Source organism: Streptomyces sp. NPDC002795 (assembly GCF_042888725.1).
In the GTDB taxonomy this organism is placed as follows: Bacteria; Actinomycetota; Actinomycetes; order Streptomycetales; family Streptomycetaceae; genus Streptomyces.
Genome location: NZ_JBIAQB010000003.1, coordinates 743,408 through 764,244, shown reverse-complemented (window position 1 = coordinate 764,244; position 20,837 = coordinate 743,408). Strand labels below are relative to the sequence as shown.

Here is a 20,837-nt window from a genome sequence, read left to right as displayed (position 1 = left end):
GGGCGGGGTGCCGGCGGCGCTACCCGGCAGCACGTAGGGCCCACCGGGTCGATCACCCGGTGGGCCCTTCGGCGACGGTCGAACGGAAGGGCGGCTCAGCCCCACTGCTGCGGGGCGGCGTCGGCTGCCGCCAGCGCGTCGGCCTGTTGTTGCGCGGCCTATTGCTCAGCGGCCTGCTGCTGGGCCGCCCTCGCCGCGTCGTCCTGGGCCTGGTGCTGGGCCGCCCGCTCCTCTTCCTCCCGCCTGCGGCGGCGACGAAGCTCGTCGGCCTTCTTCGCCTTGCGGCGGCGAGCAGCCGCGTCGTCGTTACGGGAATCGCTGGTCATGGCGGCTCCTTCACAGTTGGCCTTCCGAATCAGCATGCCCAGGCCTGTCCGTGAGCACCAGAGCGCAGACCGCGCATCCTCCGACGCCGGAGCCTTGTGCCGGGCTGAAGCCACTCTGAAGCCATGCTGAATGCGTCATGCCGCAGCCTCTGCGGCATGACCACCACGACAGGCGGCTCCCCGCCCCCACCCCTCGCCATCGAAGCGCGCGGCCTGCGCAAGGCCTACGGGGACAAGACCGTCCTCGACGGCATCGAGCTCGCGGTGCCCACCGGCTCCGTCTTCTCGCTGCTCGGGCCGAACGGCGCGGGCAAGACCACCGCCGTCAAGATCCTCTCCACGCTCGTCACCGCCGACGCGGGCGAGCTGTCCGTCGGCGGCCACGACCTGGCCACCGACCCGCAGGCCGTGCGCGCGGCGATCGGTGTGACCGGACAGTTCTCGGCCGTCGACGGCCTGATCACCGGCGAGGAGAACATGCACCTCATGGCGGATCTGCACCACCTGCCCCGGCGCGACGGCCGTCGGGCGGTCGCCGAGCTCCTCGACCGGTTCGATCTCACCGAGGCCGCGAGGAAGCCCGCCGCCACCTACTCCGGCGGCATGAGGCGCCGCCTGGACATCGCCATGACGCTGGTCGGCTCCCCGCGCATCCTCTTCCTCGACGAGCCGACGACCGGCCTCGATCCGCGTAGCCGCCACACGATGTGGCGCATGATCCGCGATCTCGTCGCCGACGGTGTCACCGTCTTCCTCACCACGCAGTACCTGGACGAGGCCGATGAACTCGCCGACCGCATCGCCGTGTTGAGCGAGGGCAGGATCGCGGCCACCGGCTCCGCCGAGGAGCTGAAGCGGCTCGTGCCGGGCGGCCATGTGCGGCTGCGGTTCACCGACCCCGGCGGCTACCGGGCCGCCGTCGCCGCGCTGCGCGATGTCACCACGGACGACGAGGCGCTGACGGTGCGGATCCCCAGCGACGGCACCCAGCGCGAACTGCGGTCCGTACTCGACTGGTTGGACGCGGCGGGCGTCGAGGCGGACGAGCTGTCCGTGCACACCCCCGACCTCGACGACGTGTTCTTCGCCCTGACCGGCGGAGCGGACACGTCCGCCACCCGGCCCGAGGAGGCCCTCCGATGAGCAGCACCGCCCTGTCCCTCGCCGTACGCGACTCCTGCACGATGCTGCGCCGCAACCTCCTGCACGCCCGCCGCTATCCGTCGCTCACCCTCAACATCCTGCTGACGCCCATCGTCCTGCTGCTGCTCTTCGTGTACGTCTTCGGCGACGTGATGAGCGCGGGGATCGGTGGCGGCCCCGCCGACCGCACCGCGTACATCGGCTATCTCGTGCCGGGCATCCTGCTGATGACCATCGGCGCCACTCCTGCCGGGACCGCGATCTCGGTGACGATGGACATGACGGAGGGCATCATGGCCCGTTTCCGTACGATGGCCATCCATCGCGGGTCCGTGCTGATCGGGCATGTCGTGGGCAGCGTGCTGCAGGCGGTCGCCGGTGTCCTCGTCGTCGGCGCCGTGGCGGTGGCCGTGGGTTTCCGTTCCACGGACGCGACGGCCCTGGAGTGGCTGGCGGCGTTCGGCCTGATGGTGCTGGTGGCCGTGGCGCTGAGCTGGGTGGCCGTTGGTCTTGGCCTGGCCAGTCCGAACGCCGAGGCGGCGAGCAACAACGCGATGCCGCTGATCATCCTCCCGTTCATCTCCAGCGCCTTCGTGCCGATCGACGCGATGCCCGGCTGGTTCCAGCCGGTCGCCGAGTACCAGCCGTTCACGCCGCTCATCGAGACACTGCGCGGGCTGCTGCTCGGCACGGAGATCGGCCACAACGGGTGGCTCGCTCTGGCCTGGTGTCTGGCCCTGACCGCGCTCGGGTTCTTCTGGTCGAGGGCGCTGTTCAACCGCGATCCGGCGTAGGCGCCTTTCGGCGGCGCCACCTGCGCACTCGGCCCACGCCGAGAGCGATCGTGGCGATCACCGACAGGACGATCACGCCAAGGACCACCGTCACCGCGGCCGAGATCACGAAGATGCCCTACCACGGCGGATCGCCCTGCACAGTCCCCCCTCAACGAACCACGCGTAGTCGGCGCGAAGCTCACAAGCCATACAAGGTAGCCGCGCGGGCCGCGTCCCTCAGCTCTTCCCGTCCCAGGGCGGCGTATTCGGCCACCGCGTCGGTGTACGCCGCCCGGTCGGTGTTCTCGGCCGCGTGACGGGCGCGGGCCGCCGCCATCGTGGGCTGGAAGTCCCGCAGCACCCACAGCCGTTCGGCCAGCGCGATCGTCCGTACGGCTGCCGGGTTACGGTCCGTGAGCCCGGCCGCGCCGAGCGCGTGCAGCACGGTGCCGAGGACGGGGAGCGCCACGTAGGCGGCGGCCGGCCCCGCGGGCAAGGACCGCAGCCGGTCGACCGTGTCGGCGACCGGTGCGAGGCGGTCCGCGTACGCGTGCGCCGTCACGGCCGTCGCCTGGATCTGCAGTGCCCACGGGTCGTGCCACGGATCGCCGTCCTGCTGCGCCCCGGCGACGGGCAGCCGGGCGACGGCGCGGCGCCACAGTTCGAGCCCGGCTCCGGTGTCGCCGCGGGCGAGCGCGATCTCGGCGCGTACGCCCAGGTCGGGGCTGTAGAAGGGGTCCTTCTGCGCGGTGCCCTCGGTCTCCGCGCGGCGCTGCCAGGTCTCGGCCTCGTCCGGGTCCCCGCGCTGCAGGCAGGCGAGCGCGAAGCCCCAGCGGATGCCGACGTAGTCGTTCTCGTCGCCGAACCGGGGCAGTGCCTCGCGGGCCGCCCCGAGGTAGCGGTACGCGGCGTCGCCGTCCCCCGTCGTCAGGCAGAGCTGGCTCAGCCGTGAGTAGCCCATGACCTCCAGGGGTGGGCTGTCGACCGGCCCCAGGACGTCGACGACCCGCCGCGCCGAGGCGAGCGTGCGGTCCATGTCGTGCTCGTACTCCCAGACGTACGTGGCGACGCTCTCGGCGACCGAGACGACCAACGGGTAGGGGCTGCCGCAGAGTTCGCGCAGGACGTCGTAGTTGGGAGGCAGCATCTCGGGTACGGCGACCAGCACGGCGGCGATGGCGCGCAGCAGCGTGTCCGGTGGGGCCGGGGGCAGTCGGCGCAGGGTGACGAGGTGGCGCAGGACGCGCGGGGCGTGGTCGACGATGAGGCTCGCCGCGCACAACACGGCGGCGGCGCGGGCCACTTCGATGTACTCGGGTTCGGGGCGGTAGTGCGAGAGCGGGGCGCCGGTGTCGGCCGCGAGGGCGAAGAGGCGGGCGAAGTCGGAGTCGGTGGACCACAGGGCGGCGAGCACGGCGGTGACGGCGGCGGTGGTGGGTCCTTCGCCGCGGGCCAGGGCGTACCGGAGGGCGGTCACGAGGTTGTCCTGCTCGGATTTGATCAGCTCCCGGGTGTCCGGGGAGCGTGGGCCGAGCAGTGTGTCGTGATGGCTGACTCCGAACTCGCGGGCCCAGGCGCAGAGGTGGCCGACGGCCCGCTCCTCCTCGCCGGCTTCCGTGCGCCTGGCCGCGCTGTACTCCCGTACGGTCTCCAGCATCCGGAACCGGGCCCCTGACGAGGTGTCGGACACGGTGAGCAGTGACTGCTCGACGAGCTGCTCCAGCACGTCCAGGGCCTTGTCGCCGAGGACCCGCTCCGCCGCGTCGGCGGAGAATCCGCCGGGGAAGACGGACAGCGTGCGCATGGCGGTGCGGGCCTCGTCCGCGAGCAGGTTCCAGCTCCACTCGACGACGGCGTGCAGGGTGCGGTGCCGTTCGGGGACGTCGCGTACGCCTCCGCGCAGCAGGGCGAAGCGGTCGGCGAGGCGGCGCGCGATCTCGGGTACGGACAGGGTCCGCACCCGCGCCGCGGCCAGCTCCGCGGCGAGCGGCAGCCCGTCGAGGTGCCCGCACAGCTCGGCGACCGCGTCCGGCGGGAGGTCGACGCCTGGCCGTGCGGCCCTGGCCCGCTGACCGAACAGCTCGGCGACGGTGTCCGGAGCCAGTTCCGGCAGCGCGTACACGGCCTCCGATGTGAGCCCGAGGGGTGACCGGCTGGTGGCGAGTACGCGCAGGTCGCGGGCGCGGGACAGCAGTGCCTGGACGAGGCCGGCGACGCCCTCGATGACGTGCTCGCAGTTGTCGAGGACCAGCAGCGCGGGCCCGCCACCCAGCATTCCTGCGATGCCGGACACCGGGTCGGCCGGGGCGTGCCCGCCGACGGCGCCGTGCCGCCCCTCCCCGACGCCGAGTGCGGAGGCCACCTCGGCGGCGATGTCCGCGTCCGCGCTGACACCGGCCAACGGCACGGCGTGCACGACGCGTTGTCCGGCCCGGCGGGTCACGGCGTACGCGAGCCGGGTCTTGCCGAGTCCGCCGGGGCCGACGACGGTGACGGCGCGCGAGCCGCGCAGCAGCCGTTCCACCGCGCCGATGTCCGCGTCGCGGCCGAGGAGTTGGTTCGGTTCGTGCGGTACGCCGTGCCGGACGACGGATGGTTCGTCGTGCAGCAACTCGGTGTGGACGGCGCGAAGTTGGGGCCCCGGGTCGGCGCCCAGCTCCTCACGCAGCCCACGGCGGTACGTCTCGTAGCGGGCCAGCGCGGTGGACGGTCCCGCGGTGGCCGCCTCGGCGCGCAGCAGTTCGGCGAGGACCTCCTCGTCGCGCGGCAGCCGGGCGAGGGTCTGGGCGAGCGGCCCCGCGGCCTCCGCGTACCGCCCGAGCCGGGCGAGCGCGAGGGCCTTCGCGCGGGCGAGTTCCCGGTGGACCGGGGCGCGTTCGGCGCGCAGCGCAGCCACGGGATCGTCCGCGCCGCCGTCCTCCTCCGGGGCGCCCTCCCACAGGGCGAGCCCGTCATCGGCCACGGCCAGCGCGCCGGCGTGGTCCCCGGCCCCGGCCCGCTCCGCGCACACGGCGGCGTACCGCAGCAGCGCGGAGCTGTCGACCTGGTCCTCGGTGAGGCCGAGCCGGTAGCCGGTCGGTGTGCTCACGATCACGTCGGCGCCGAGCTGGGCCCGCGCCCGCGCGACGAGGACCTGCACCGCCTTGCCCGGGCGCCGCGGCAGTTCCTCCGGCCACAGCCCGGCCACGAGCCGCTCCGTGCTGCACCCGGTGCGCGGCTCGCCCGCGAGGAGCGCGAGCAGGCCGCGCAGCCGGGGCGCGGTGACCTCCTGCCCGCGGTGGGCGACGCGGGGCAGGAGGGTCAGGTCGGGGCTCATCCGTGCAGGTTAGCCAAGGCGGTCGGGTGCGGGCGCCGGCCGGAGGGCTCAGTGCACCGCCTGCCCCTTGCCCAGCGCGATCACGCCGCCCTTCGACACCGTGTACAGCTCCGCGTCCCGGCCCGGGTTGACGCCGATGGTCGCGCCGACCGGGACCTCGACGTTCTTGTCGAGGACGGCGCCACGCACCACCGCTCCCCTGCCGACCCGTACGTTGTCGTGCAGGACCGAGCCCTGGACGACCGCGCCGTCCTCGACCACGACGCCCGGTGAGAGCACGGAGCGGGTGACCTGGCCGCGGATGACGCAGCCGGGGCTGACGATCGACTCGGCCGCGATGCCGCCCGCGCAGAACTTGGCCGGCGGCAGCTGGCCGGGGTGGGTGTAGATCGGCCAGCGCCGGTTGTCGAGGTTGAAGACCGGGGTGTCCGAGATGAGGTCCATATGGGCGTCGTAGTAGGCGTCGAGGGTGCCGACGTCGCGCCAGTAGCCGTGGTCGCGGTCCGTCTCCCCCGGTACGTGGTTGCCGTCGAAGTCGTAGACCTGGGCGACGCCGCGCTCGGTGAGCATCGGCACGATGGAACCGCCCATGTCGTGCGCCGAGCCCGCGTCCTCCGCGTCGGTCTGGAGCGCGTCGACGAGGACCTTGGTGGTGAACAGGTAGTTGCCCATCGACGCGAAGACCTGGTTCGGGGTACCGGGCAGCGGCGGCGGGTCGGTGGGCTTCTCCAGGAAGGCGTCGATGCGCGTGCCGTTGCGGGCGGGCATGATGACCCCGAACGATGACGCCTCCTTGCGCGGCACGCGGATGCCCGCCACCGTGACGCCCGCGCCCGACTCGATGTGCTGGGCGAGCATCTGCCGCGGGTCCATCCGGTACACGTGGTCGGCGCCGAACACCGCGATGTAGTCGGGCTGTTCGTCGTGAACCAGGTTGAGGGACTGCAGGATCGCGTCGGCGCTGCCCGAGTACCAGCGCGGGCCGAGCCGCTGCTGGGCCGGGACCGGGGTGACGTAGTTGCCGAGCAGGCTCGACATCCGCCAGGTGGTCGTGACGTGCCGGTCGAGCGAGTGCGACTTGTACTGCGTCAGGACGCAGATCCGCAGGATGTCGCCGTTGACGAGGTTGGACAGGGCGAAGTCGACCAGGCGGTAGGTGCCACCGAAAGTCACCGCGGGCTTCGCCCGGTCCGCCGTGAGCGGCAACAGCCGCTTGCCCTCCCCGCCTGCCAGTACGATCCCGAGCACCGAAGGTCCGCCGCGCATCCCAACCCCCCTGTGATTCACGTGCCGTTGAGGATCTCCTCGTACACCTCGACCGTGCGCCGGGCGATCGCGCCCCAGCCGAACTCCGCGGCCGCCCGCTCCCGGCCCGCCTCGCCCATCGCCCGCGCCGCGCCGGGGTCGGCGACCACCCGGTTCAGGGCTTCCGCGAGCCCCGCCTCGAAGCCTTGCGGGTCGGCGGCCGTGTACGGGACGAGCAGCCCCGTCTCGCCGTCCGCGACGACCTCGGGGATGCCGCCGACCTGTGAGGCGACGACCGGGGTGCCGCAGGCCATCGCCTCCAGGTTGACGATGCCGAGCGGCTCGTACACGGAGGGGCACGCGAACGCCGTGGCGTGCGTGAGAAGTTGGATGACCTCGGTACGCGGCAGCATGGACGGGATCCAGCGCACCCCGTCGCGCGAGGCCTTCAACTCGTCGACCAGCTCCCGGAATTCGCGACCGACCTCCGGGGTGTCGGGCGCGCCCGCGCACAGGACCACCTGGACGTCCTTCGTCAGTCCCTTTGCCGCGCGCAGCAGATGGGGCACGCCCTTCTGCCGGGTGATGCGGCCGACGAAGAGGATGTAGGGGCGCTGGGGGTCGATGTCGTAGCGGCGCAGCACGTCCGTGCCGGCGTCGGCGTGGTAGAGCGAGACGTCGATGCCGTTGTGCACGACACGGACCTTCTTCGGCTCCAGGGCCGGATAGCAGGCGAGGATGTCCTTGCGCATCGCGTGCGACACGGCGATCACCCCGTCGGCCGCCTCGATCGCGGTCCGCTCCGCCCACGCCGACAGCGCGTAACCGCCGCCCAGTTGCTCGGCCTTCCAGGGGCGCAGCGGCTCCAGGGAGTGAGCGGTCATCACGTGCGGTATCCCGAGGTGCAGCGCCGCCAGGTGCCCGGCCAGGTTCGTGTACCAGGTGTGGGAGTGCGCGAGGTCGCGGCCTTCCAGGGCCGCGGCGATGGCCAGGTCCACGGAGAGGGTGCGCAGCGCGTCGTTCGCCCCGTCGAGCGCGGGCCAGGCCCGGTGCCGGCGCACGCCGTCGGCGGCTCCCTCGCCCCACGTGTGCACCTGGAGGTCGACGAGCGGGCGCAGCTCGCGCGCGAGGAACTCGACGTGCACTCCGGCGCCGCCGTAGACATCCGGCGGGTACTCCCTGGTCAGCAGTCCCACACGCACGCGCGGCCCCCGTAGTCGTCGGTCGGCGACACTCGCTTCTGGATCGCTGTGTTCGAAAGCGCACCTCATGGTCACCCATGGAGGGGCCCGTGCGGAAGGGCACGGACGGCAACTGGGCCCGAGTCTCCCTCGGGCCCCTGGGGCACCCGCCCTGGGGATGACTCAGGATGCGGCCTACTCCAACGGGAGTAGGACTCAATGCGTGCTCAGGTCGGACGACGCGGAGGGCGGGAAAGAGGGATTGTGGAGGGTATGAGAAGCGATCGTGCGCCACGCCGCACCCCCAGGGGCGCCACATGAGCGACCTGGTGCTTTCCGTGCTGCTCTCGCTCGTCTCCGCCGTCGCGTACGCGGGCGGGGCGATCGTGCAGGAGCGCGTGGCCGCGACGTCGCCCAAGGCGGCGTACGCGCCACTGCGCAGGCCCGCCTGGTGGGGCGCCGGCTGCCTGAACGGCCTGGGTGCGCTGCTGCACGTCGCGGCGCTCGCCTTCGGCCCGCTCAGCGTCGTGCAGCCGCTGGGCGCCCTGACGATCGTGCTCGCGCTGCCGATGTCGGCGCTCCTCGTGGGCCGCAGGGCCGGGGCGACGGCCTGGCGCGGCGCGATCATGGCGACGGTCGGGCTCGCGGGCCTGCTCTCGCTGACCGGGTCCACGACCGAGCAGTCGCTGGACGGGACGCAGCGCCTGCTCGTCGGTCTGATCACGGCGGGCGGTGTGCTGGCCCTGATGTCGACGGCCCGCGTGGCGCACCGGCACCCGGTGGTGCGCGCGGTGCTGCTCGCGGTGGCCGCCGGTGGCGCGTTCGGCATGGCGTCGGTGTTCACGAAGTCCGTGACCGAGGACTGGACCGGGCAGCCGCTGGAACAGCTCGCCACGCTCCTGGCGATCGCGGGCCTGGCCGTGGCCGGGATGCTGCTGTCGCAGGCTTCCTACCGGGGGGCGGGGCTCGCGGCGCCGCTGGCGACCGCGACGGTCGTGAACCCGGTGGTGGCGGCGACCATCGGCATCACGATGTTCGGCGAATCGTTCCGGTACGGCACGATCGGCACGGCGCTCGCGCTCGGCTGCGGCGTCGTGGCGGCGGGCGGCCTGATCCTGCTGACGACGGAGCGCATCGGGCGCGGCCGCCGGTCGGGGGCGGGCGCGGTCGCGGGCGCCTCGGTCGTCGCGCAGGGAGTGTCACCGGCGGTCCCGCCCGTGGTGCCGGACAGCCCGGCCGGGCTCGACTCCGTGCCGCTGCCGCCGCGCGCGCCGAAGTCCCGGCAGGAGCCGCCGTGCGGGGGCTGGACGGCCGAGGACATCCGGTCCTGACCCTGAAACCCGCTCAGCCCTTCGCAGCCCCTCAGAGACGCAGCCCCTCAGATCCTGACGCCGCGGGCCCGCAGATACGCCAGCGGGTCCACGTCACTGCCGAAGCCGGGCCCCGTCCGCACCTCGAAGTGCAGATGCGGGCCCGTGCTGTTGCCCGTGGAGCCGGAGCGGGCGATGCGCTGGCCCGCCACCACGCGCTGGCCGCTCTTGACCGTCAGCGCCGACAGATGCCCGTACTGGCTGTGCTTGCCGTCGGCGTGCCGGATCACCACTTCGTAGCCGTACGAGCCGCCCCAGCCGGCCGAGACGACGTGACCTGCGGCGACGGCCTTCACGGAGGTCCCGGTGGGCACCGCGAAGTCGACGCCCGTGTGGTACCCCTTCGACCAGGAGGAACCGGCGGCGCGGTAGGGGGTGCCGAGGGAGGCGGCGACGGGGGCGACGACGTTGTGCGTGGTGGCCTTCGCCGTGTCGGACTTCTTGGCGACGGGCTTGGGGGCGGCCTTCTCCGCGGGCTGCGCCTGCGTCTTCCCCTTGCCCGGCACCGCGAGGCGTTGCCCGGGGGTGATCAGGTCCGGGTCGGCGCCGATCGTGGCGCGATTCGCGGCGTACAGCGCACGCCAACCGCCCTTCACGGACCGTTCGGCGGCGATGCCGGAGAGGCTGTCCCCGCTGATCACGCGGTACATCTGGGCGCGTCCCGCCCGGGACTGCGGTGTGCTCTGCGGCCGCGTGTCGGGCGCCGCGGCCTCGCGGGTGAGGCCCGCGCGCTGCGAGCACACCGGCCAGGCGCCGGGCCCCTGCCCCTTGAGCACCTTCTCCGCCACGGCGATCTGCTCGCCCCTGGTGGCGAGGTCGGCGCGCGGCGCGTAGGCGGTGCCGCCGAACGCGGCCCAGGTGGAGCGGGTGAACTGGAGCCCGCCGTAGAACCCGTTGCCGGTGTTGATGCTCCAGTTTCCGGAGGACTCGCACGCTGCGACCTTGTTCCACGTCTCCGCGTCCGCGGCCTGCGCCGTGCCCGCGCCGACGATCGGGATGGCCATGCCCACGCCGCCCACGGTCACGGTGAGCGACGCCCGGTTGACCCGGCCCGCCTTGTACCGGCGGTGCCGGCCGCGTATCGCCATGAATGCCCCCTCGGCCGCAAGCAGCCACACGTAGGAGCGGCAAATTAGCCGCTCCTCCGTAGGTGGACAAGAGTGCCCCTGGCTACTTTGGCGGGATTCAGGCCCTCAAGTGGCCAGGAATCCAACGAAGTTGCGCGGCCTGCTGGAAGGGGCCGCCGCCCTCGTGGTCGTTGAACGCGTACACCTCGATCGCCTTCTCGGCACCCGCCCAGTGGTTGTACGCCCCGAAGACCGTGGACGGCGGGCAGGTCAGGTCCTCCAGGGCGGCGGAGAACAGGGTCGGGGCCGTGGCGCGCGCGGCGAAGTTGATGCCGTCGAAGTAGGAGAGCGTACGGAAGGCGCGCTCGTCCTCGCCGATGTGCGCCTTGAGGTAGAGGGCGATCTCGCGGTACGGGTGCCGTTCGGTGAGCGTGGCCGCGCGCCGGAAGTCGCACAGGAACGGCACGTCGGGGGCGGCCGCCACCAGGTCGGGCACGAGTCCTGCCACGGCGATGGTGATGCCGCCGCCCTGACTGCCTCCGGTGACGGCGACCCGTGAGGCGTCCACGAACGGGTGCGAGCGGGCCGCGTCGACGGCGCGCACCGCGTCCGTGTAGACGCGGCGGTAGTAGTACGCGTGCGGGTCCTGGATGCCGCGCGTCATGAAGCCCGGCTGGGACGGCGTGGAGCCGACGGGGTCGGGTGTGTCGCCGACGCTGCCGCCGCTGCCCTGCCCGCGCGTGTCCATCACGAAGTGCGCGAACCCGGCGGCCGCCCAGCGCAGGTGGGTGTGCGGAAGGCCGCGGCCGCCCCCGTAGCCGATGTACTCGACGACGGCCGGAAGCGGCTCGTTCGTGCCTGCCGGAAGGATCAGCCAGCCCTTCACGGGATGCCCGCCGAAGCCCGCGTACGTAACGTCGAACACGTCGACCGCCGTGTACGGGACATCGACGGGCTCGAAGCGTGCGTCCAGGTCGTGCTCCCTGGCCTCGACCAGGGTCTTCTCCCAGAAGGAGTCGAAGTCGTCGGGGGCCGTCAACTCCGGCTGGTACGTACGCAACGCGTCGAGTGACAGGTCGAAATGAGGCACGCACGGCTCCAAATTCGTAGAGAGTCCACGGTGTAGAGAATCCACGGTGGGATCGGATCGCCAAACTAACCCGACACCCACCAGAAATGAACAAGATCTTTCATTTTCCGTATATAGAAGCGACAGAAACGACAGGAGTGACAGGCATGAGCACTACAGCCCAGATCGGTGTCACGGGCCTCGCTGTCATGGGGCGCAACCTCGCCCGGAACTTCGCCCGCAACGGTTACACGGTCGCCCTCCACAACCGCACGGCGTCCCGCACGCACGCGCTGGTCTCGGAGTTCGGCGAGGAGGGCATCTTCGTGCCGACCGAGACCGCCGAGGAGTTCGTGGCCGCGCTCGAACGGCCGCGGCGCCTGGTCGTCATGGTGAAGGCGGGCGACCCGACCGATGCGGTGATCAAGGAGTTCGCGCCGCTCATGGAGGCGGGCGACATGATCATCGATGGTGGCAACGCGCACTTCGCGGACACCCGGCGCCGCGAGAAGGAGCTGCGCGAGCAGGGCATCCACTTCGTCGGAACGGGCGTCTCCGGCGGCGAGGAGGGCGCGCTGCACGGGCCGAGCATCATGCCCGGCGGCAGCGTCGAGTCGTACGCCTCGCTCGGCCCGATGCTGGAGAAGATCTCCGCCAAGGCGAAGGACGGCGCGCCCTGCGTGACGCACGTCGGCCCCGACGGGGCGGGCCACTTCGTGAAGATGGTGCACAACGGCATCGAGTACGCCGACATGCAACTCATCGGCGAGGCCTACCAGTTGCTGCGCGATGTGGCCGGATACTCCCCCACGCAGATCGCCGACATCTTCCGCGGGTGGAACACGGGCCGCCTCGACTCCTACCTCATCGAGATCACGGCCGAGGTCCTCTCGCACGTGGACGCGGCCTCGGGGAAGCCCTTCGTGGACGTCGTCCAGGACCAGGCGGAACAGAAGGGCACAGGTCGCTGGACGGTGCAGATCGCGCTCGACCTGGGCGTGCCGGTGTCCGGCATCGCGGAGGCGGTGTTCGCGCGCTCCCTTTCCGGGCACGCGGAACTGCGCACCGCGTCACGGGAGTTGGCGGGCCCCACGGCCGAGACGCTGAGCGAGTCGGAGGCCGCGGCCTTCGCGGACCGCGTCGAACAGGCCCTGTACGCCTCGAAGATCGTGTCGTACACGCAGGGCTTCCACGAGATCTCCGCGGGCAGCGAGACGTACGACTGGAACATCGACTCGGGCGCGGTGGCCCGGATCTGGCGCGGTGGCTGCATCATCCGCGCCGCGTTCCTCGACCGGATCACGGCGGCGTACGAGGCCGAGCCGGGCCTGGTCTCGCTCCTGTCCGACAAGGGCTTCGCCGACGAGATCGCCGCGGCGCAGGACGACTGGCGTTCCGTCCTGGTCGCGGCGACCACGCAGGGTGTGCCCACGCCGGGCTTCGCTGCCGCGCTGGCCTACTACGACGCGCTGCGCGCCGAGCGCCTGCCGGCCGCGCTCACGCAGGGCCAGCGGGACTTCTTCGGCGCGCACACGTACCGCAGGGTCGACCGGGAGGGCTCGTTCCACACGCTGTGGGGCGGTGACCGCTCCGAGGTCGAGGCGTAGCCGCATCGGCTAAGCGGGTGACGGTTCGGGCTCCGGCGGGTGCGGGTCGGGGTCCGGGTCCGGCAGCGGCGGAGTCGGGGACGGCGAGGGCCGCGGCGTGGGCTCGGGCACCGGCGTCGGGAACGGGTCAGGCATCGGGCCGGGATCCGGCCGGTCGGGGCCGGGGCCAGGACCGGGAGCGGGACCAGGACCGGGATCCGGTCCTGGCGTGGGGATCGGCGGGATGGGGTCGGGGAACGGATGGGTCATCGGTGGATCCTCCAGCGGTTCGGAGGGGACCTGTCCACTGTCTCCCGGCTCGCGTTCCCACGCCCGCCGAGTCCACGCCTGCTGCCGGGTCTCAGCCGCCGGTGCGACGCAGCCGTACGACGGGAATGTCGCGGCTTGTCTTCTTCTTGTAGTCCGCGTACGGCGGGAACAGGTCCACGAGGGAGTCCCAGACCCGCTCCTTGTCCTGCGCCGAAAGGGTCTCGGCGCGCGCCGTGAACCGCTCGGTTCCCACGCGCAGCCGGACCTCGGGGTTGGCCTGAAGGTTCAGGTACCACTGCGGGTGCTGGTCCGCGCCGCCGTACGACGCCACGATCAGCTGGTCGTCACCGTCCGTGCCGTAGATCAGGACGGTGCGCCGCCACTGGCCGCTCTTGCGGCCCTCGTAGTCGAGGAGCAGGCACGGGGCGCCCTGCAAGGTGGTGCCCTTGGTGCCGCCCGACTCCTCGTAGGTGCGGGCCTGCTCGGCGACCCATCCGCTGGGGCTGATGACGACGTCGGTGTCACGCTCGGTCATGTGCGCTGCCTCCTGTTCGGGGAACTCTGTCCGGTGCGGACAACTCCCCTCAACCTAAGCGCTCTTGACGCTCGCGCATTCCGAAGCGGCGGCAAGGAGTCCGGGGCGCGGGCTGGAGAGCACGGGCAGAGCAGTGCGGGCGCGCTCGGCGGCGTCGGCCAGAGAGGCCTGGGCGAGGACGACGACATCGGCGTCGGTGATGCTGTCGACGGCTTCGGCGACGAGCGCGAGATATCCGTCCCGGTCGCCCGCGAGGAAGCGTTCCCAGGCACCCTCGACGAACACGGTCCGCACGTCCACCGCACGCCCGGCCCGCGCGGCTTCCTCCTCGACCAGGTCGAGGGTCGGCCCGAAGGTGCTGCGCACCGTGGCGACGACGGCGACCTGCTCCCCCTCGGCGACGGCCCGCGCGGCCATCGGCCGGTCCACGCGCAGCACGGGCACGCCGGCCTCCAAGGCGAGTCCCTCCGCGACGGCGCCGAGCGTGGAACACGTGCACAGCACGGCGTCCGCCCCGTCGGCGACGGCCGCTTCGAGCAGCGTACGAACCTGGTCGGTGACGGCTTCGGGCCCCTCGGTGGCGGCCCGCACCAGCAGTTCCTCACGTACGACGTGACGCAGTTCCAGGCCGGGGTGGTCGGCGTCGCGCAGGGCGTCGAAGACCGGCACGTGGACGGGCGAGGTGTGCACGAGCGTCAGGTTCATGACTGGTCACCCTACGCGCGGGTGATCACCGTGCGCAGGGCCGTCTCACCACTTGTCGGGGTCGGCCTCAAGGGCCGCCTTCGCGGCGAGCAGCAGGTCGGCGGGGGCCTCGGGCGCCTCGCCCGGATGCCGCTCGGCCCACCGGACGACGAACGGGCACAGCGGCGCCACGGCCACCCCCTCGCGCGCGGCGATGCCGTACAGCTCGCGGGCGAGCGAGCCCGCGATCCCCTTCCCCTCGTGCTCCGGCTCCACGACGGTGTGCACCGGGGCGAGGGCCCGCTCGGGTTCTTCCAGGACGAGGTACTGGATGTGGCCGACGACCTCGCCGCCGGAGCGGGCCCGCAGCAGTCCGTGCTCGCGGTCGTCGCGGATCTCGATGTCACTCATGGGCTCTCTCCTGCGCCGTGGACCGAGTCGTGGGCCGACCCGCCGGTTCGACGATTCATGTGTACTCGGCGGGTACGAGGAGTGCCACCGGGAGGTGCACCGTGGGCCGTCGAGGAGTTCGACCCATTCGCCTTCGGGGAGGGCGAGTTGCGTGGTCCGCCAGCCGCCGGCGCCGGCGTCGGCGAGCCGCAGGGAGAGCCGGGTCGCTGCCACGACCACGCGGCCCGAGCGTGTGTAGGCGAGGCAGTGCGCCTCGCCGGGGTCGACCAAGGCGCGGTACTCGTGCTCGCCGCCCAGTTCCGCGCGTACGCGCGTGTGGTCCACCACGTCGTAGCCGTGCGTCGAACCCGCCACCGCCGCGGCGGCGAACCCGAAGTCCGGGTGCAACTGAAGCCGATACGTCGCCGTCGGAGTCGAGGGTTCAGACGTCACACGAACCTACGTACCCTGGCGTCAGCCACAGCGTGGCGAGCGGCGGAAGGCACACGGTCAGCGAACCGGGCAGGCCGTGGCAGGCCAACGACTCCTGGACCAGCGGCACTTCATTGCCGACCCCGCTGCCGCCGTACCGCTTCGCATCGGTGTTGATGGCTTCCCGCCAGCTGCTGGAGCCCGTCAGCGGAACCCCGAGCCGAACACCCTCCCGCACCACTGGGGAGAAGTTGCAGACAGCGAGGAGCGGGTCGCCCTCGGCCGAGTAGCGGAGGAAGGCAAGCACATTGTCGTCCGCGTTGTCGGCAGTCACCCAGCGGAAACCTGCCGGGTCGGTGTCGCGCTCCCAGAGCGCCGGGTCGGCCGTATAGCGTCGGTTCAGGTCCCGGACCAGACGCCGCACTCCCACATGGTCCTCCCTGGCGGTCGAGCCCTCTTCGACAAGGCTCCATTGCAGACCGTCCGCCTCGGACCACTCGGCGCCCTGTGCGAACTCCTGGCCCATGAAGAGGAGTTGTTTGCCGGGGTGGGCCCACATGAAGCCCAGGTAGGCGCGGTGGTTGGCGCGTTGCTGCCACCAGTCGCCCGGCATCTTCGAGACCAGTGAGCGTTTGCCGTGCACGACTTCGTCGTGGGAGATGGGCAGTACGTAGTTCTCGCTGTAGGCGTACACCATCGAGAACGTCATGTCGTTGTGGTGGAACTTGCGGTGCACCGGCTCGTGGCTCATGTAGTCCAGCGAGTCGTGCATCCAGCCCATGTTCCACTTCAGGCCGAAGCCGAGTCCTCCGCGTGTTTGATTCCCGTTGGCGCCGGGGCCGATGTGGTGGGTGGCGCGGGTGACGCCGTCCCAGGCCGTCGATTCCTCGGCGATGGTGATCACGCCGGGGACGCGGCGGTAGAGGGTGGCGTTCATCTCCTGGAGGAAGGCGACGGCGTCGAGGTTCTCGCGGCCGCCGAACCGGTTCGGGGTCCACTGGCCTTCCTCGCGTGAGTAGTCGAGGTAGAGCATCGAGGCGACCGCGTCGACCCGCAGGCCGTCGATGTGGAACTCCTGGCACCAGTACAGGGCGTTGGCGACCAGGAAGTTGCGGACCTCTTTGCGGCCGTAGTCGAATTCGAGGGTGCCCCAGTCGGGGTGCGCGGCGCGCTGCGGGTCCTCGTGCTCGTACAGCGGGCGGCCGTCGAACTCGGCCAGCGCCCAGTCGTCGCGCGGGAAGTGGGCGGGGACCCAGTCCATGAGGACGCCGATGCCCGCTTGGTGCAGGGCGTCGATCAGGTGCTTGAAGTCGTCGGGGCTGCCCAGGCGGGCCGTCGGTGCGTAGAAGCCGGTGACCTGGTAGCCCCATGACCCGCCGAAGGGGTGCTCGGCCACCGGCAGCAGCTCGACGTGCGTGAAACCCAAGTCCGATACGTAGGCGGGGAGTTGCTCGGCGAGCTGGCGGTAGGTGAGGCCGGGGCGCCAGGACGCCAGGTGCACCTCGTACACCGAGAACGGGGACGCGTGGACGGGACGCTCGCCGCGCTGCTCCAGCCAGGCCTCGTCGCCCCACGTGTGGTGGGAGGCATGGACCACGGACGCCGTTGCCGGCGGCCGCTCGGTGCGACGCGCCATGGGGTCCGCGTGCTCGCGGCGTGAACCGTCGGGGCCGATGATCTCGAACTTGTAGAGCTCGCCCTCGCCGATGCCCGGTGCGAACAGTTCCCAGACACCGGAGTGCCCCAGCGAACGCAAGGGCGTCGAGGTGCCGTCCCAGTAGTTGAAGTCACCGATGAGACGGACACCGCGTGCGCGGGGCGCCCACACGGCGAAGCGGGTCCCCTGCACACCCTGGTGCTCCAGGGCATGGGCGCCCAGCGCTGTCCACAGTTCCTCGTGGCGACCCTCATCGATGAGATGCAGGTCCAACTCCCCCAAGGCAGGCAGGAATCGATACGGGTCGTCCACCTCGGCGACCCCTTCGGCGGTGGTCACCCGCAGCCGGTATTCCAGGACCAGGGCGGAAGTGAGAGGGAGCTCACCTTCGAACAGGCCGTCGCCCGTGTGTCGCAGGGTCCAGGCCGTGCCGTCGGCCAGCACCGCCACCTCGGTGGCGTACGGGCGGAGGCATCGTACGATGACGCCCCCCGGTGCCGGGTGCGCTCCGAGCACCGCATGCGGATCATGGTGGGTTCCGCTCAGCAGCGCCGTACGAGTACCCGCGTCGACGCTCGGTGCCGCGCCGGCCTGTCGGTGCAGGATAGGGTCGGCGGTCGCGTTGACGGTCATGGTCGTCCCCTTCGGGAGGCGTTCGGGAGGCGTTCGGTCCGGCGGCTTCGCGGTTCAGCGTGAGTCGGCGAGACGAGCCACTGCTTTCAGCGGGACGGTCATCCAGTCGGGGCGGTGTGTCGCCTCGTACAGCACCTCGTAGACGGCGCGGTCGGCCTCGTACGCGCGCAGCAGCTCAGGCGCGCCCGTCGGCTCGAAGCCCCCCGCTCCGCTGTAGCCGGAACAGAACGCGGTACGGCACTGGTCGGCCCACTCGGGGCGTGGTGTGGGGCCCATGTGCGCCGCGTAGTCGAAGGACCTGAGCATTCCGACGATGTCCCGGATCGGTGAACGGTCGGCACGGCGCTCCGCCAGCGGCTGTGAGGGCTCTCCCTCGAAGTCCACCACGTGCCAGCCCTCGTCCGCCCACAGGACCTGACCCAAGTGGAGGTCTCCGTGGATCCGTTGCAGGGACAGGTCGCTGTGGGTCGCCGCGGCGTCCGCGAAGATGCCTTGTATGGCGGGCACATGGGGGCGGAGGGCCGGGACCGCGTCGGCCGTGCGTTTCAGGCGGCACATCATCTCCTCGGCGAGACGCGCCGGGTGGTGGCCCGCGGGCGACCTCGTGGGAAAGACCTGCGCGAGTGCCGCGTGCAGTTCGCCGGTCGTGCGGCCCAGGCCCCACGCCTGTTTGATGAAGTCGCCCTGCGTGGAGGCCGAGTGCAGGGCCAGTTCCCATCCGTCGGTCGCCCCGGCCAAGTAGGGCTGGACCATGCCGAGGGTGCCCAGGAACGGTTCGGTCATGAAGAACCAGGCCGTGGGCTCCGGGACCGACGTGTGTCCCCATCGCGCCAGCCGGGCGGTCACCTCCAGGTCGGGGTTGACGCCTCGCTGGACACGGCGGAACAGCTTGAGGATGAGCCTGTCGCCGTACACGATCGAGGTGTTGGTCTGCTCCACGTCCAGGACGCGAGGGGCGAGCCCCGTCGGCACCGACGCACGCGGCAGGGACTCGAAGCGGAGGGTGCCGGTCGCGCCGCCCTGACGGAGACGGTCGAGCAGCAGGATCGCCACGCGGTGGTCGTGAACGGCGTCGTAGACGACCAGGGTGCCACCAGAGGGCCCGTCCACCTGTCCGAGGGCGTGCTTCCACAGTCGCGGGGGCGGATCGACGGCCGCGCCCAGTATCAACTGGTAGTAGTTCACGTCCTGTTCACCGGCGACGTTCACGCGCACCAGCAGGTGGAAGCACTCTGGTGTCAGTGCGGTCGCGGCCGCTACCGAGATGTCCGTGATCCGACAGCCGCTGTCGGCGTACCAGCGCTGTCGCGGGAGCCATCGTCCGAGCAGGTCGTTGAGCGACGAGCCGAGAAGTGCGGGGCGCGCGTCGTCGAGTTCGGCCAGAGGGCGGGTCATGACATCCGGTCCAATCCTGAGAGGCTGCCCGAGGTGCAGGCCACGCCCGAGTCCTCGCTCAGGCGGAACCAGTAGAAGCCGTGTCCCGCCAGGGTCAGCAGGTACGGGAGTTCGCCGATGGCGGGGAAGCGCACTCCGCCGATCAGTTCGACGGGGTGTCGGCCGTTGAAGGCCTGGAGGTCGAGTTCGGTGGGCTGGGCGAAGCGGGAGAAGTTGTGCACGCACAGGACCAGGTCGTCTCCCGCGTCCTCGGTCGCGGGGGCCTCGCGCAGGAAGGCGAGTACCGCGGGGTTGGAGGAGGGCAGTTCGGTGTAGGAGCCGAGGCCGAAGGCCGGGTTCTGCTTGCGGATCTCGATCATCCGGCGGGTCCAGTGCAGCAGGGACGACGGGGAGGACATCGACGCCTCCACGTTGGTGACCTGGTAGCCGTAGACCGGGTCCATGACCGTGGGCAGGTAGAGGCGGCCGGGGTCGCAGGAGGAGAAACCCGCGTTGCGGTCCGGGGTCCACTGCATCGGGGTGCGGACCGCGTCGCGGTCGCCGAGCCAGATGTTGTCGCCCATCCCGATCTCGTCGCCGTAGTAGAGGATCGGTGTGCCGGGGAGCGAGAGCAGGAGCGCGGAGAAGAGTTCGATCTGGTTGCGGTCGTTGTCCAGGAGCGGGGCGAGACGGCGGCGGATGCCGACGTTGGCGCGCATCCGCGGTTCCTTGGCGTACTCCGCGTACATGAAGTCGCGTTCTTCGTCCGTGACCATTTCGAGGGTCAGCTCGTCGTGGTTGCGCAGGAAGATGCCCCACTGGCAGCCGGACGGGATGGGCGGGGTCTTGGCGAGGATCTCGGAGATGGGGAGGCGCGATTCGCGGCGCACCGCCATGAAGATCCGTGGCATCACGGGGAAGTGGAACGCCATGTGGCACTCGTCGCCGCCGGTCTCGGGTGCTCCGAAGTAGTCGACGACATCCTCGGGCCACTGGTTGGCCTCGGCGAGCAGCACCACGTCGGGGTACTGGGCGTCGATCTCCTTGCGGACGCGTTTGAGCATGTGATGGGTGGCGGGGAGGTTCTCGCAGTTGGTGCCCTCCTCGGCGTACAGGTAGGGCACGGCGTCGAGGCGGAAGCCGTCGATGCCGAGGTCGAGCCAGAAGCGCAGGGCGGCGAGGATCTCCTCCTGGACGGCCGGGTTCTCGTAGTTGAGGTCCGGCTGGTGGGAGAAGAAGCGGTGCCAGTAGTACTGCTTGCGGACCGGGTCGAAGGTCCAGTTCGAGGCCTCGGTGTCCACGAAGATGATGCGGGCGTCCGCGTAGCGTTTGTCGTCGTCGGACCAGACGTAGTAGTCGCCGTAGGGGCCATCGGGGTCGGAGCGGGACTGCTGGAACCACTCGTGCTGGTCGCTCGTGTGGTTCATGACGAAGTCGATGATCACGCGCATGCCGCGGTGGTGTGCCGCGTCGACGAACTCGACGAAGTCCGCCAGGTCGCCGGCCTCGGGCAGAGCGGCGATGTAGTTGGCGACGTCGTAACCGTTGTCCTTGAGCGGTGACTTGAAGAACGGGGGAAGCCAGAGGCAGTCCACCCCCAGCCATTGGAGGTAGTCCAGCTTCGCCGTGATGCCTTTCAGGTCTCCGATGCCGTCGCCGTTGCTGTCCTGGAAGGAGCGGACCAGGACCTCGTAGAAGACGGCACGCTTGAACCAGTCCGGGTCGCGCGGCAAGGCGTCCGGGCGTGCGGGCATGACGAATTCGTTCGCCGTCATGAAGTTCA

Annotated in this window: 16 protein-coding genes; 4 read left to right on the top strand and 12 right to left on the bottom strand. The window is 71.3% G+C overall.

Annotated elements, in window-relative coordinates; all coding sequences use genetic code 11:
- Positions 1 to 158 precede the first annotated feature (158 nt).
- Complete coding sequence (locus tag ACFYWS_RS12855) at positions 159 to 326, bottom strand: hypothetical protein (protein WP_389273824.1); 168 nt, start codon at positions 324 to 326, stop codon at positions 159 to 161.
- 156 nt (positions 327 to 482) lie between these two features.
- On the opposite strand from ACFYWS_RS12855, the gene ACFYWS_RS12850 reads away from it, so the two are divergent.
- Together ACFYWS_RS12850 and ACFYWS_RS12845 are read left to right on the top strand one after the other, a co-directional pair.
- Positions 483 to 1,469 carry an ATP-binding cassette domain-containing protein gene (locus ACFYWS_RS12850; RefSeq protein WP_389273821.1) on the top strand — a complete coding sequence of 329 codons (987 nt, stop codon included), beginning with the start codon at positions 483 to 485 and terminating at the stop codon, positions 1,467 to 1,469.
- Complete coding sequence (locus tag ACFYWS_RS12845) at positions 1,466 to 2,263, top strand: ABC transporter permease (RefSeq protein ID WP_389273818.1); 798 nt, start codon at positions 1,466 to 1,468, stop codon at positions 2,261 to 2,263. Before ACFYWS_RS12850 ends, ACFYWS_RS12845 begins: the two co-directional genes overlap by 4 nt.
- A 181-nt stretch (positions 2,264 to 2,444) precedes the next feature.
- Here the strand turns inward: ACFYWS_RS12845 and ACFYWS_RS12840 are convergent, their stop codons facing one another.
- The 3 genes from ACFYWS_RS12840 to glgA are packed head-to-tail and all read right to left on the bottom strand — an operon-like array spanning position 2,445 to position 8,008.
- On the bottom strand, positions 2,445 to 5,561 hold the full coding sequence (locus ACFYWS_RS12840; RefSeq protein WP_389273815.1) for an ATP-binding protein: 3,117 nt from the start codon (positions 5,559 to 5,561) through the stop codon (positions 2,445 to 2,447).
- A 48-nt stretch (positions 5,562 to 5,609) separates the two neighbouring features.
- Entirely contained in the window at positions 5,610 to 6,827 is a 1,218-nt protein-coding gene (glgC, locus tag ACFYWS_RS12835) for a glucose-1-phosphate adenylyltransferase (RefSeq protein WP_389273812.1), read from the bottom strand.
- Positions 6,828 to 6,844: 17 nt separating this feature from the next.
- Complete coding sequence (glgA, locus tag ACFYWS_RS12830; RefSeq protein WP_389273809.1) at positions 6,845 to 8,008, bottom strand: glycogen synthase; 1,164 nt, start codon at positions 8,006 to 8,008, stop codon at positions 6,845 to 6,847.
- Between the two features lie 296 nt (positions 8,009 to 8,304).
- On the opposite strand from glgA, the gene ACFYWS_RS12825 reads away from it, so the two are divergent.
- Positions 8,305 to 9,318, top strand: coding sequence for a DMT family transporter (locus tag ACFYWS_RS12825; protein WP_389273806.1), 1,014 nt, complete (start codon positions 8,305 to 8,307; stop codon positions 9,316 to 9,318).
- A 47-nt stretch (positions 9,319 to 9,365) separates the two neighbouring features.
- Here the strand turns inward: ACFYWS_RS12825 and ACFYWS_RS12820 are convergent, their stop codons facing one another.
- Entirely contained in the window at positions 9,366 to 10,445 is a 1,080-nt protein-coding gene (locus ACFYWS_RS12820) for a transglycosylase family protein (protein ID WP_389273803.1), read from the bottom strand.
- Positions 10,446 to 10,542: 97 nt separating this feature from the next.
- Positions 10,543 to 11,514: an acetylxylan esterase gene (locus ACFYWS_RS12815; RefSeq protein WP_389273800.1), complete on the bottom strand. Its 972-nt coding sequence runs from the start codon at positions 11,512 to 11,514 to the stop codon at positions 10,543 to 10,545.
- A gap of 146 nt (positions 11,515 to 11,660) precedes the next feature.
- Here ACFYWS_RS12815 and gndA point away from each other — a divergent pair, with 146 nt between their 5' ends.
- A complete protein-coding gene (gene gndA, locus ACFYWS_RS12810) occupies positions 11,661 to 13,100 on the top strand; it encodes an NADP-dependent phosphogluconate dehydrogenase (protein WP_389273797.1) in 1,440 nt (479 codons plus the stop codon).
- Between the two features lie 340 nt (positions 13,101 to 13,440).
- Here gndA and ACFYWS_RS12805 read toward each other — a convergent pair whose 3' ends face one another.
- From ACFYWS_RS12805 to treS, 6 genes are all read right to left on the bottom strand, one after another.
- Positions 13,441 to 13,884, bottom strand: a complete 444-nt coding sequence (locus tag ACFYWS_RS12805) for a nitroreductase family deazaflavin-dependent oxidoreductase (RefSeq protein ID WP_389273794.1) — start codon at positions 13,882 to 13,884, stop codon at positions 13,441 to 13,443.
- 54 nt (positions 13,885 to 13,938) lie between these two features.
- Complete coding sequence (locus ACFYWS_RS12800) at positions 13,939 to 14,589, bottom strand: aspartate/glutamate racemase family protein (RefSeq protein WP_389273791.1); 651 nt, start codon at positions 14,587 to 14,589, stop codon at positions 13,939 to 13,941.
- A 45-nt stretch (positions 14,590 to 14,634) separates the two neighbouring features.
- Entirely contained in the window at positions 14,635 to 14,979 is a 345-nt protein-coding gene (locus tag ACFYWS_RS12795) for a GNAT family N-acetyltransferase (protein WP_389274123.1), read from the bottom strand.
- Positions 14,980 to 15,400: 421 nt separating this feature from the next.
- Positions 15,401 to 17,680 carry a 1,4-alpha-glucan branching enzyme gene (gene glgB, locus ACFYWS_RS12790; protein WP_389273788.1) on the bottom strand — a complete coding sequence of 760 codons (2,280 nt, stop codon included), beginning with the start codon at positions 17,678 to 17,680 and terminating at the stop codon, positions 15,401 to 15,403.
- Between the two features lie 54 nt (positions 17,681 to 17,734).
- On the bottom strand, positions 17,735 to 19,075 hold the full coding sequence (locus tag ACFYWS_RS12785) for a phosphotransferase (protein WP_389273785.1): 1,341 nt from the start codon (positions 19,073 to 19,075) through the stop codon (positions 17,735 to 17,737).
- Entirely contained in the window at positions 19,072 to 20,829 is a 1,758-nt protein-coding gene (gene treS, locus ACFYWS_RS12780; protein WP_389273782.1) for a maltose alpha-D-glucosyltransferase, read from the bottom strand. Before treS ends, ACFYWS_RS12785 begins: the two co-directional genes overlap by 4 nt.
- Between the last annotated feature and the right edge of the window lie 8 nt (positions 20,830 to 20,837).

Bases quoted from the DNA above. Each gene is read 5' to 3' on its own strand.
- treS (WP_389273782.1), bottom strand. From the start codon at position 20,829: ATGACGGCGAACGAATTCGTCATGCCCGCACGCCCGGACGCCTTGCCG.
- glgB (WP_389273788.1), bottom strand. From the start codon at position 17,680: ATGACCGTCAACGCGACCGCCGACCCTATCCTGCACCGACAGGCCGGC.
- gndA (WP_389273797.1), top strand. From the start codon at position 11,661: ATGAGCACTACAGCCCAGATCGGTGTCACGGGCCTCGCTGTCATGGGG.
- glgC (WP_389273812.1), bottom strand. From the start codon at position 6,827: ATGCGCGGCGGACCTTCGGTGCTCGGGATCGTACTGGCAGGCGGGGAG.
- ACFYWS_RS12805 (WP_389273794.1), bottom strand. From the start codon at position 13,884: ATGACCGAGCGTGACACCGACGTCGTCATCAGCCCCAGCGGATGGGTC.
- ACFYWS_RS12850 (WP_389273821.1), top strand. From the start codon at position 483: ATGACCACCACGACAGGCGGCTCCCCGCCCCCACCCCTCGCCATCGAA.
- ACFYWS_RS12840 (WP_389273815.1), bottom strand. From the start codon at position 5,561: ATGAGCCCCGACCTGACCCTCCTGCCCCGCGTCGCCCACCGCGGGCAG.
- ACFYWS_RS12785 (WP_389273785.1), bottom strand. From the start codon at position 19,075: ATGACCCGCCCTCTGGCCGAACTCGACGACGCGCGCCCCGCACTTCTC.
- ACFYWS_RS12855 (WP_389273824.1), bottom strand. From the start codon at position 326: ATGACCAGCGATTCCCGTAACGACGACGCGGCTGCTCGCCGCCGCAAG.
- ACFYWS_RS12845 (WP_389273818.1), top strand. From the start codon at position 1,466: ATGAGCAGCACCGCCCTGTCCCTCGCCGTACGCGACTCCTGCACGATG.
- ACFYWS_RS12820 (WP_389273803.1), bottom strand. From the start codon at position 10,445: ATGGCGATACGCGGCCGGCACCGCCGGTACAAGGCGGGCCGGGTCAAC.
- ACFYWS_RS12800 (WP_389273791.1), bottom strand. From the start codon at position 14,589: ATGAACCTGACGCTCGTGCACACCTCGCCCGTCCACGTGCCGGTCTTC.
- ACFYWS_RS12825 (WP_389273806.1), top strand. From the start codon at position 8,305: ATGAGCGACCTGGTGCTTTCCGTGCTGCTCTCGCTCGTCTCCGCCGTC.
- ACFYWS_RS12795 (WP_389274123.1), bottom strand. From the start codon at position 14,979: ATGAGTGACATCGAGATCCGCGACGACCGCGAGCACGGACTGCTGCGG.